This is a genomic window from Pseudoalteromonas sp. SR45-1, from assembly GCF_014163655.1.
Classification (GTDB): domain Bacteria; phylum Pseudomonadota; class Gammaproteobacteria; order Enterobacterales; family Alteromonadaceae; genus Pseudoalteromonas; species Pseudoalteromonas distincta.
On record NZ_JACJDR010000004.1, the window covers coordinates 92,155 to 103,924 of the forward strand.

Consider the following 11,770-nt stretch of genomic DNA (forward strand, 5'->3'; position numbering starts at 1 on the left):
TTTAGAAATTTCATCACACTATACTAGCGCAACTGATTGCTGTAAGTAGGTAACCCACTGCTCAGTTTTTCCATAATAATGGGCTATATCGGCTTTTTGCCACTTACCTGTGTCAAATTCAAATGCTGCACTAGGAAAACCTTGCCCATGAATATTGTGCAACAAGCCACGGCTTTGTGCTATATGTTGATCTGTTGCATCGCCTTCTAGCGCATTAAAGTGGCTTTCAAATAAGGCCTTGTTTAAACCCAGCTCCAATGCAATATCAGTCAGTACATGCAGCTGCATAATGTTTTTACCCTGAGCATAATAAGCATGTTGAATACTATTAAGCATTTCCCCACCTGATATACCAAGCTTTTGCGCTGCCAATATAGCGGTAATAGCCGGAGCCGAGTTGAGTATAATATCGTTGGTTTTTAAAAGCCCATCAGTATAGTTACTACCAAATACTTGACCGGTTTTCTTCGCTATGGCACTGTCGTTTTTAAGTGCAAATTCACGCCATGCAGGAGTCACTAATTTTACATTATCACCTGTTAGCATGCCTCCACTGTGTACTTTTACAATTAAACCATCAATATTTTCAGCAGCGGTGATCAAGGGCACGCTGCCGTAAGTCCAACCACATAAAGGGTCAACAATTATATGTAACGTTACGTTTTTCATTAATATTTCCTATCTAAATAATTGCTTAACGCAAGGGCACTTAGTGCCATTGCATCTCACCCATAACCACTTTTGAGCCCAACTCTAAGATGCTTCTTGCACCTAAATCAGGGTAAGCTTGAGTCATTATCTCTACAAATTCAGTTGAGTTTTTTGCATTTTTTGCAGCGCTATCCGCTTTATTTAAGTATCCTTTCATGAATGACACACCAGAAAGGTCTTGTTTACTGCCCTGTAAAAAGTGACCTGGAATAACAGTCTGAGGTTTTAAATTCTCGATGTTATCTAATGTTGACTGCCAAGTTTGACGCTCTGCAGCAGTGCTCGAATCGGCCAACCACACATGCATTTGATCAAATACTACAACCCCACCCAGCACTGTTTTTATAGAAGGGATCCAAAGGTAAGTATGCTTTGGATCATGCTGTAAATTTTTAATAATAATTTCTTTCCCATCTATAGTTAGGCTATTAGATAGCATTACTTCTGGCAAAATAAGTTCTTTAGGTGCATTGCTCTTTAAAATAGGCCCCCAATAATTTAACTTTCCTTGCATTGAGCGTTTAATATTCTCTACTGTTGATTTAGTCGCTAATAACTTTGCTTTTGGAAAAGCAGCTTTAATTACATCTAAACCAAAGTAAAAATCAGGGTCGCTGTGACTAATATAAACAGCTGTTAATGTTTTACCGCTCGCTTTTATTTTTTCAACCAATGCTTGTGCATCATTACGCTGAAATTGGGCATCCACTAATAACACTTCGTTATCACCACTTATAATGCTTGATGAAACAGCAAAAATACTTTTGTCTTGTGGGTTATATACATCAACAACTAATTCACTTTGCGCTAATACCGGTTGCATTAATGTGCTTGCTAATAAAGCTGTTGCTGCTAATACGTGTTTAACTTTTTTCATTCTCAGTAGCCTGTTTGTTATTTCGTTAAGATGAGGCTATTGTATGTTGCAATTTAAGAATGAAAAACTAGGCAGAATGCAACTATCTGTTGCATAAATCGAACATATAGGCAAAGTGAATGGATAGAATTATTGCAGCTGATGTATTTATAAAAATTGTAGAGCAGAAAAGTCTAGCCGGTGCTGCCCGTGCTTTAGATATGTCTAGATCTATGGTTACACGGTATTTGAATCAAATGGAAAAGTGGGCAAATACCCAACTACTCCATCGGTCAACAAGAAAAATAACACTCACGTCAGAGGGTGAAAAAGTACTTAATCATAGCCGAGAGCTCATTGCCATCGCCCAAAACATCAGTGCGCCAATAGAAAGTAATAACAGATTAAACGGGCAAATTAGGTTGTCGTGCTCGCCTTTTTTAGCACATGATGTACTACCAAATATGTTGCAACAATTCTTGCACGCTCATCCCGAAGTCAGTATTGATGTACAAATTAGTAATCACGTTACAAATTTGGTAGAAGAGCGAATAGATTTAGCAATTAGAATTACCAATGACTTAGATCCTAATATAATTGCTCGCCCACTTGGGAAATGCCATTCAGTATTATGTGCAAGCCCAGAATATTTAGAAAAAAACTCTAAGCCTATAACTACGGATGATTTGAGTCGCCATAACTGTTTAAACTATTCACGGTTTGAAAAAAGTATGTGGCATTTTTCACACCCTGAAAAACCCGTATCTGTAGCGATTGCTGGTAACTTCAGTGCTAATGATTCGAGCTTACTGTTAAAAGCTGCTCTTAATAATCAAGGAATAACTCTACAACCTAAGTTTGCTGCGCAGAAATATATAAATAATGGAAAGTTAATACATTTACTACCACACCTTAAACCACAAACTTTGAGCATATACGGTATTTACCGCTCTAGGAAACATCAGTCACTTGCACTTCGTTCATTTATTGATAGCTTAGTAACGTATTTTGATAAAATTGATACTTAACAATAAGCGAAAACTATTAAACGTTCGCTATAAGTCCTTTATTTAAGAGTTGAAATAGCGCTTTGTAAGCGCTATTTTTTGAAAGAAGGGATTTATTATTCGTCTAGCCAATCTATGGCTGCGGTAGCATTTTCAAAGTATTGAACCTCACCCGATATAAACCAGTTACCTATTTTGGCCATTCGAGCTTGCCACTCTTTATTACCGTAAATAGCTACTTTTTTAAATTCTTTAGAGTGCTTAACACCTAACTTGAGGTCGTCCCACGCTGCGCGTAATTCCCAACCTTCAAGCTCGCTACCATCTATTAAGGCGTTTACAACTGGGTGCTTAACTTCGCCAAGAGCTGAATTTATCATTGGGGTAATTATTTTGTAGTCGTCGTGAGTAAGCGTACCAACGGCTTTAAGTTTTAAAAAAAACTCTCTTCCTGCACGTTCAAGACCAATCGATAAACCATGTGTTGTGTGTACCATTACTGCTCTCCTTAAATAGGCTGAGTGGTAAAAGTACACCTTCTAAAATTAATTAGTCCTGAACTAAATCAATAAATAGTTCTGAGCTAGATCATTAAATAGTCTCAAATAAACGACTCAATTACGCATTTTGTACGCGAGATATCTGGTTTTCTACATCAGTTAAATGGCCCGTTTTAAGCCATACTTTTGCACCATTACTTCCCGCTTTAACGTTAACAGAGCTATTAATAGGCACTCTTAACCAACTGTTTTTTACAAGGGTATCGGCTTGCTCATCAAATGAGCCTTCAAGTACTAGCAGCTCAGCTCCGCCTTTTGCGCTTATAACCATGCAGGCGTTGGGCTTAAAGTCCAACAAGCTTACGTCTTCAAAATCGTCTTTGTATAAAGGGGTTACGGCTACATTTTTAAAACTAGGGTGCGCCGTACTTTGCATCAAGTCCGTTTGTAAACGCACGTGGGTTCGATCATCTGGCTGAAACTGCCATAACTTTACAAATATAACGCAGCCATTTTCAGACCCCGGTTTGTGCTTTGATTGCGGTGGGTTACGGATATAAGAACCTGCCACAAAGTCACCATGTTCATCTTGAAATACCCCTTCAAGCACAACAAACTCTTCACCGCCTGTATGAACATGCGGCGAAAATTCACTGCCAGGTGCATAACGAACAATAGTCGTTGCGCGAGCAACTTCGTCGCCCACTCTATCGAGCGCTCGCCTATCAACGCCCACCATCGGCGATGCAACCCACGGTAGCGTTTCGCTATGTACCACAACTCGTTTACTAAAATCGGCAGCAATTTTCATATTTGGCTCCTAAGCGTAACTTCACTTAAATTTTAAACTAACAACCTAATTAAGCCGCAACACTTGGGCGTTTTGCTACTTTTTCTTGCCATGCAACTAAATGGGTTAACTCATTCGGGATTGCTATTTGTGCAAATCCAGCAAATACCAGACCAGTATACAATGTAATATCAGCAATACTAAACTGCTCACCAGCAACAAACGCCGATTGCGCTAGTACATCATTAAAATAGCTAAACCCTTGGCGTGCTTTTTCGCCTTGTTTTTCACCCCAAGCCACATTTTGATACGTTTCAAGCTCTGGACCTAAGCCATCAGTTGCATGATGAAAGTAAGTTGCCACAGCGTCAAGCACCATAGATTCTGCGCGTTTTTGCATCATGTTAATTACTGCACGCTCTTTTGCGGTTTCACCCATTAAAGATGGGCCTTCAAATGCGGTATCAATATACTCAGTAATAGCGGTACTTTCTGATATAAACGTGCCGTCATCTAGCTCTAATACGGGTACACCTGCTAATGGATTTTTAGCTAAAAAAGCTTTTGTTCTGTGTTCACCATTTAATAAATCAACAGGTACAAATTCAACATTTGCAGTGGCATTTTTTTCAGCTAAAGCGATACGAACACGAAGTGGATTTGGAAAGTTTTCTACATCATAAATTTTCATAGCAATCTCTATCTTTATTGTTTAAAAGTGAGCCAATGGCGGAGACTACCTATCGATAGGTAATTTATAATATTAAACTAAATTTAAGTCAACGTTTAAATTTTTCTGATTTATGGGATTTAACTTAATTCATAATAAAATTATGGAGTTGCTTAAAAGTAAAAACACTTGTAAATAACTACCTACTGGTCGATAATTTTGCTGTACCAATTGCATTAAATAAGTGATCTATTATTGCGCTAGGAAAATAGCGCAATAACGAGGCGAAAATCATGACATCTAGTTATTCTGTATGAATAATTTTTAACACAGTTAGTGTGTTATTTAATGCGATACAATGATCATGTTTTTAATAAAACTGGTGTTACTGCAGATAGGAAATATTAAAAATGAGTAAAAAAGAAGCTTTATTAAAAGCAGCTGAAAACAAGGTGCGCCTTGGCGGATACAGTAATTTTAGTTTTAGAGAGCTAGCCTGCGAAGTCGGCATTAAAAGCGCCAGTGTGCACTATCACTTTGCGACTAAGGCCGATTTAGGTGCTGAGCTTGCTCATCAATATACTGATTCTTTTTTAACTGCGTTAGGCGAGCCAAGCGAGCTTAAAGCAAGCGGTAAGAATCCTATTGATGTGTACACTCAGCTTTTTAGACGTGCATTAGTAACCGATAAAAAAATGTGTTTATGTGGGTTACTAGGAGCCGAAAGCGATAGCCTTCCAGATAAAGTACGCCTTGAAGTAAAACGCTTTTTTAATCAAAACCTAACATGGCTTAGCGCTGCACACTTAACTAATGGTGAGCCTAACCCCGCTCAAGCAGCTATTCAAACAGTAAGCCTGCTTGAGGGCGCTATGATGATAAGCAAAACGCTCGACGATAATAGTTACTTTGAACTTGCAACTCAGTAATACCTAAATTTAGTACACAAAAAAAGCGAGCTATTGATTATCAATAGCTCGCTTTTTTAATGCTTGAAATAACTTATGTGATTATTAAGCCGCTGTTGGTTTAACTTTATGCTTAGAGTGCACAATTGCTAAAACAATTAAGCCAATCACTGTTACTACAGCGCCAATAGGTTTACCTAAATCGCTTGATAAGTTAAGACCAATTGCTGCAGTGCCAATATAAGAAACCGTTACCGCTGTTGCTATAACAGCAGGAACACTGGCAATCCAATGGAATGTACCACGGTCAAACAAGTACTTAGTGGCAAGCCATAATACGCTTGTAGAAAGCAGCATGTTTGAAAATGCAAAGTAGCGCCAAATTAATGAGAAATCGAGCTTCGTCATAAAGTACGCTATAGCAAGTATAGGCACCGCCACTAGTAAGCGATTACGTAAGCTTTGTGGAATATTAAACGCATCAACAACAGTTAAACGTAATGAGCGGAACGCTGTATCACCAGAAGTAATTGGGAATACGGCTACTGCAATAATTGCCATTATACCGCCAAATACGCCTAAGTAACTGTTAGCTACATGGTTAACAACTAAGCCTGGACCACCTTGGTCAAGCAATGCTTTTAAGCCCGCGTAACCATCTGGGAACGCTGCAATACCAGCAAGTGCCCATACACAACCTACAATACCTTCACACATCATAGCGCCGTAATAAACTGGACGTACGTATTTTTCGTTAGTTAAACAACGCGCAATAATAGGCGCTTGAGTAGAGTGAAAACCACTAATAGCACCACAGGTAATTGTTATAAATAACAGTGGCCATGTTGGCAATCCATCTGGGTTTGGCTCTAAAAAGTCATGTGCGTGATCAGCTTCAAAGTAAGCTAAAAAGTCACTTGGTACAGGTAAGTGCGGCGCATTAATAAGTAATGAAATAGCAATTGCCACCGTCATTACAATCATTAGCGCACCAAAAATTGGGTAAAACTTAGTGATAATTTTATCAATTGGTAGCAAGGTCGCTAAAAAGTAATACGCTAAAATAGCAAGTACCCAAAAGGTATTATTTGCCAGTATTGTACCTTCAAAAAAATCAAGGTTACTTAGCAAACCTGCAGGGCTCATAATAAATACTACACCTACAAAAAACAGTAGCATGGCAGTAAATACAAGCATAAAGCCTTTAAATACGACGTTGTAATAATGGCCTGCGATTTCTGGTAGGCTTTTACCGTCTTCTTTTATACTCATTACACCTGAGAAGAAGTCGTGTACAGCGCCACCTAAAACATTACCAAGTACAATCCATACTAGTGCAACTGGTCCGTATAAAGCACCTAAAATTGGGCCAAATATTGGACCTACGCCAGCAATGTTTAAAAACTGAATTAAAAATGCTCGTACAGGGTGAATAGCTACGTAATCAACACCTTCGCTAAAGCGTTTTTGTGGTGTGTCAGCAGTTGAATCCAAACCGGCTTGTTTTTCAACAAATGGGCTGTAAAACTTATAGCCCAGTATTAAAATAGTGAGGCAGATAAAAAAGATGATCATAAAGCACGTTTCTCTTTTTGTATTTTAGTTATAGAGCGCATTGTGTGTCGCCCCGCCTTTTCAATCCGTGAATAATCGACGAACGATAACAAAGCTTTAACCCTCAAACAATAAGACGTTTAGCTAATACAATAATCGATATAAGCCACTATTTACGCAACCTGCGCACTTAACACTCACTTATCGCCTATGTCTTATTTTAGGCACAAAAAAAGCGGTTAAACTTTTACGTATAACCGCTTTCACACACAATGTTTTTTTAAAGTGGGTTCATAAACTCACTAATTTGTTGATGCGTTAAAGTAGGTGTTGCACCAGAACTTTCGGCGACCATTGCTCCAACGGCACATGCAAAGTCAACGGCATATTGCGCGTCGTCGTTGCTACAAAGCTGATAAATTAACGAACCAAAAAACGAATCCCCTGCGCCAACAGTGTCAATTACGCTAATTAAATAACCTGAATTATAAAAATTTTCGCCTTTGATTGTTAATAAAGCACCGTGGCTACCTTTAGTTACACATAAGTAATCGGTATTTGTTTGCTGTGCTATAAACGCTAAATTTTGTTCAAGCGAATGAAACTTACAACCCATCGCTTTTGCTATTTCGTATAGCTCTTCATCGTTTAATTTAATAAAGTCTGCTTTATTCATTAAATCTACAAGTGTTTCTAGCTTGTAATGCGGTGCACGTAGGTTTACGTCAAATACTTTAAAGTTTGCTACATCAACGAGTTGATTTAACGTTGCTAAAGACGCTTCGCTTCGCCCAATTAGGCTGCCAAATACAAATACATCGCTACTTTTAACTTTACTAAGTAACTCATCGGTAAGCGCTATATTATCCCACGCAGTATCTGCCACTATTTCATAACTTGCAGAGCCACCACTGTCGAGCGTTACCTCAACCGTGCTAGTTTTTTTATCACTATTGATAGCAATGTATTCGCAGCTTACGCCTTTGCTAGTAATTTCGCCTAGTAGCTCAGCGCCTAACTCGTCGTTACCAACAGCGCTGATCATATCGGCTTTAATGCCTAGTGAGTTAATACGTACACACATGTTAAGTGGCGCGCCACCTAAGCGCTTACCTGAATCAAAACAATCCCACAGCACTTCGCCAAAGCAGCTAACACTTACGTTTTCGCCTGATTTATGATTAATTAAAATGCTCATAATTAGTTACTCTTTTGCTCAAGTACAGCCTGCATAATGGCTTTAATTTTATTATTAGGTGCATACAACGCAGCAATCGACTTTTTATACTCAGCAGTAAACGTTTCGTTATGCTCTAGTTTACCAAACAAGCTCGTTAACTTTAAAAATGCAATCGGGCTAGTTTGAGTCTCTTGCGCGTAAGAATTAAGCTCTTTGTGCATCGCATCTTGAATTTCAAGCTTTTCGCCGTTTTCACTTAAACCTTTATCGCTGTATAAACACCAAGTAGCAATAACAAGCGTTGCCAGTGATACATCTCGACCTTGTACTAGGTTTTCGTTAATTGTGGCAATTAAAAACTTAGGCAGTTTAGCTGAGCTTTCACTACAGATACGCGCTAGGCTGTCTTTAATATTAGGATTAGCAAAACGCTCTATTAACGTATCTTTGTAACTTTCAAGGTCAATGCCTTCAAGTGGTTCAAGATTTGGGGTTACTTCTTTATCCATAAAAGCACGTAGGTATGTGGCAAATAATTCATCCGATACCGTTTCGTCAATAGTGCCATAGCCATGGATTGAACCTAATAAACCAAGCACAGAATGCCCTGCATTAAGTAAACGTATTTTCATGGTTTCATAAGGCGTTACATCAGTAACAAACTGTGCACCAACAACATCCCAATTTGGACGAGAGTCACTAAATGTGTCCTCTATTACCCATTGTGTAAACGACTCACAGGTAATTGGCCACTCGTCGCTAACACCATATGCATCAACCACGTAATCAATATCACTCTTTTTAGATACCGGTGTAATACGGTCAACCATCGCATTTGGAAACGATACGTTTTGCTCAATCCACTCGCTTAGGTCTTTGTCTTGTTCTGTAGCAAAGGCTAAAAGCATTTTGCGTGTTACGTTACCGTTGTGCTGAATGTTATCGCACGACTGTACTGTAAACGCGCCTAGGCCTTGCTCTTTACGAAGTTTTAACGCAGCAGTAATGTAGCCAAACGCTGTAATTGGGTCGTTCGGGTTATTAATGTCGTTAATAATATCTGGATTACTGTAATCAAACTCGCCCGTTGCAGGGTTAAAGTTGTAACCGCCTTCGGTAATAGTAAGCGACACAATTTTAGTATCGCTGCGCGCTAGCTTATTAATTACCGCTTGTTTGTCCTCTGGAGCAAACAAAAAGTCGATCATTGAGCCAATTACTTTGTTATCTATTGTACCGTCTGGGTGTCTAACAGTAAGCGTGTAAAGGTAATCTTGCTGCTTTAAAATATCACGCAGACCACGGTTACCCTCTAAAAGACCAACACCGCATATACCCCATTGCTCAGAGCCCGGAGTTTTTAAAAGCTCGTTAACATACACTGCTTGGTGAGCACGATGAAAACCGCCCACACCAATATGTACAATACCGGCTTTAACTGCGCTACGGTCGTAGGTTGGTGTATCAACATGGCTTGGTAATTGAGCCAAGCTCTGTTGGTTTAGCCCTGTAACTAGAGCGTCAGTGTGTTGGTATTGTGTCATGGTGTGACCTTACTAAACAAAGATAAAATATAAATTACGATACTGTATTACGATAAGTAATTACGATGCTGTATTGAGTACTTTATGGCGTTTTAACGACCAGTACGCAGTAACAAAATAAATAACAGTACAAATAAAACAGGCTATTTCGAATTGCGATTTATTAGCGCTGTACATACTCATAGTTTCACTGAAAAACATCACTTGGCTGGCAAATATGAAAATAATAACCAGTGAAACCGTAGAAACTGCGTTAAGTACTTTTGTAAATACAGAGCTGTCAATTACTGGCTTTGGAATGTCTTTAGCCTCAGCTGCTTGATATTCTTTAATATCACGTTGCTCTTGTTTTTCTGCTGCAATTTCTTGTGTGTAGTCGTCACCAGCGCCGTATTTTTTAGCTAAAAGCGTGTAAACAGCAATCGTGAAAATCCATGTAGGAATAAATAAGTAGTAAAACGACATTACATCAATTGCGTTTAAGCCAAAGCCAAACACAAGTGCTAACGCCCAAGATGCTATAGCCGGTACGCTGCGGGTAATATTTTTATATTTAGCCCAGTAACGTGTTAGGCCAATTTTAGGAAATAACACATGCTCAGCAAACACAATGCCGCCTACTGGTACAACTAATAAGCCTGCGTAAGTAAGTAGCGGAAGCATTTGAGAAAATACAAACGGGAAACATGCAATAATTACGGTTACAACACCTACAATAGCGGTGGTGCGTTCACGTGATTGATTAACAAATATAGATTGCGCTGCAAGGCCTGCACGGTAAAGGTTTGCGTTAGCTGTAGTCCAACCGGCAATAATTACAATAACAAAGCCAGTCCAACCTAATGCATGGTATGCAACATCGCCCGGATCAAGTGATGAAATAGTTGTTTTAAGTAATACCGCAACACCTGCGCCCATAATACCGGCAGAGATCCACGCTAAGTAATGACCAAAAAACATGCCCACACCAGAAAACAAACCATAGCTTTTGCGTTTAGCAAATCTAAAAATAGCCATGTCGATTAAACCAAAGTGAGTTATTGAGTTAGCAGCCCATGCAAAGCCAATCACTTCTAATAGGCCAATGCCCTTTTCACCATCGGCATTGGTGCCCGTCCATATGGAGGAGTCACCTATGGTCATAAAGTCGCTAAAGCTAGTTAAAGAGGTAGAACCTAATACGTGATTTGAAAGCTCAGGGAATAACGCAAACGAGCCTGCAATAAATATAACAAATAGCCACGGCGCACACAGCTTTGAAAAGTCAGCAACCGTAGAAAAGCCATACATCGCAACAAATACAACAATGGAGCCAACAGCTAAAACAATGGCTACAAACCAAAAGCTATTTGGATACCAATCAAGTTGCGCAGGTATATCAAACAAAAACCGCACGGCGGTGGAGGATACCGTGATCATCGCGGCCGATATAACACTAAAAATAACCACGTTAGCCCAGTTATAGAGCTTGGTCATTGAGTTACCAGCAATTTTGTTTAAGTAGTTATATAAACTTAAGCGGGTTTCTACTGCAATGGGTGCAGTAATCAGCCACCAAGAACACATTGCTAACAGGTTACCTATTAATAAACCCAGTAGAATGTCGATGGTTGAAGCGCCTAATGCAACAAACGTTGCACCAATAACAAATTCAGTAGCCGCAACATGTTCGCCGGCGTATAGCCCTGCAAAATGCTTCCAGCCGTGAAGCTTATTATTAGCAACAGGAAGTTGCTCTTCGTTTACATCTTTAAATGTTTGTGTGTGTGGACTCGTTGCCATGGTATTTCCTATTGTTAACAGCAAAGCATTTGATACCAATCTGCATAACTATTTGAATAATTTAACAAGTTAAATCACTCTATATTTAAGCAGATTGGCATAGTACCTACATACTTTGCCTTTTATAATTTGGCTTATAAACGCATGATCTTTTGCCATGTTTTGTTTTATTTTTAGTAAAGCAAAACCATCTACATTTATATTTTGCGTTTGCTTGCCTGTCAGTGTGTAAGGCGAGCAAATCGCGTTTAAAACTTTGTTTATTTAA

At 39.1% G+C, this 11,770-nt stretch carries 11 protein-coding genes; 2 read left to right on the plus strand and 9 right to left on the minus strand.

Annotated features, from left to right (window positions below; genetic code table 11):
- Positions 1 to 18: 18 nt before the first annotated feature.
- Both H5089_RS05870 and H5089_RS05875 read right to left on the minus strand, forming a co-directional pair.
- On the minus strand, positions 19 to 669 hold the full coding sequence (locus tag H5089_RS05870) for a DsbA family protein (protein ID WP_182711725.1): 651 nt from the start codon (positions 667 to 669) through the stop codon (positions 19 to 21).
- 40 nt (positions 670 to 709) lie between these two features.
- Positions 710 to 1,588: an MBL fold metallo-hydrolase gene (locus H5089_RS05875; protein WP_024595728.1), complete on the minus strand. Its 879-nt coding sequence runs from the start codon at positions 1,586 to 1,588 to the stop codon at positions 710 to 712.
- A 119-nt stretch (positions 1,589 to 1,707) separates the two neighbouring features.
- Between H5089_RS05875 and H5089_RS05880 the strand changes: the two genes are divergently transcribed.
- Positions 1,708 to 2,595 (plus strand): LysR family transcriptional regulator, encoded by an 888-nt coding sequence (locus H5089_RS05880; RefSeq protein WP_182711726.1) that lies wholly within the window; start codon positions 1,708 to 1,710, stop codon positions 2,593 to 2,595.
- A gap of 95 nt (positions 2,596 to 2,690) precedes the next feature.
- Here H5089_RS05880 and H5089_RS05885 read toward each other — a convergent pair whose 3' ends face one another.
- The 3 genes from H5089_RS05885 to H5089_RS05895 all read right to left on the minus strand — a co-directional run bounded on the left by H5089_RS05885 (position 2,691) and on the right by H5089_RS05895 (position 4,555).
- Positions 2,691 to 3,071, minus strand: a complete 381-nt coding sequence (locus tag H5089_RS05885; RefSeq protein ID WP_002960091.1) for an STAS/SEC14 domain-containing protein — start codon at positions 3,069 to 3,071, stop codon at positions 2,691 to 2,693.
- A gap of 121 nt (positions 3,072 to 3,192) precedes the next feature.
- Complete coding sequence (locus tag H5089_RS05890; RefSeq protein ID WP_182711727.1) at positions 3,193 to 3,885, minus strand: cupin domain-containing protein; 693 nt, start codon at positions 3,883 to 3,885, stop codon at positions 3,193 to 3,195.
- Positions 3,886 to 3,934: 49 nt separating this feature from the next.
- Entirely contained in the window at positions 3,935 to 4,555 is a 621-nt protein-coding gene (locus H5089_RS05895; protein ID WP_182711728.1) for a glutathione S-transferase family protein, read from the minus strand.
- Between the two features lie 389 nt (positions 4,556 to 4,944).
- On the opposite strand from H5089_RS05895, the gene H5089_RS05900 reads away from it, so the two are divergent.
- Positions 4,945 to 5,463, plus strand: a complete 519-nt coding sequence (locus H5089_RS05900) for a TetR/AcrR family transcriptional regulator (RefSeq protein WP_182711729.1) — start codon at positions 4,945 to 4,947, stop codon at positions 5,461 to 5,463.
- Between the two features lie 84 nt (positions 5,464 to 5,547).
- On the opposite strand, the gene H5089_RS05905 is transcribed toward H5089_RS05900, so the two are convergent.
- The 4 genes from H5089_RS05905 to H5089_RS05920 all read right to left on the minus strand — a co-directional run bounded on the left by H5089_RS05905 (position 5,548) and on the right by H5089_RS05920 (position 11,502).
- A complete protein-coding gene (locus H5089_RS05905; protein WP_182711730.1) occupies positions 5,548 to 7,017 on the minus strand; it encodes a carbon starvation protein A in 1,470 nt (489 codons plus the stop codon).
- A 259-nt stretch (positions 7,018 to 7,276) separates the two neighbouring features.
- Entirely contained in the window at positions 7,277 to 8,194 is a 918-nt protein-coding gene (locus H5089_RS05910; protein ID WP_182711731.1) for a carbohydrate kinase, read from the minus strand.
- Positions 8,195 to 8,196: 2 nt separating this feature from the next.
- Entirely contained in the window at positions 8,197 to 9,720 is a 1,524-nt protein-coding gene (locus H5089_RS05915; RefSeq protein WP_182711732.1) for a mannitol dehydrogenase family protein, read from the minus strand.
- A 60-nt stretch (positions 9,721 to 9,780) separates the two neighbouring features.
- Positions 9,781 to 11,502 carry a cytosine permease gene (locus tag H5089_RS05920; protein ID WP_165723387.1) on the minus strand — a complete coding sequence of 574 codons (1,722 nt, stop codon included), beginning with the start codon at positions 11,500 to 11,502 and terminating at the stop codon, positions 9,781 to 9,783.
- Positions 11,503 to 11,770 lie beyond the last annotated feature (268 nt).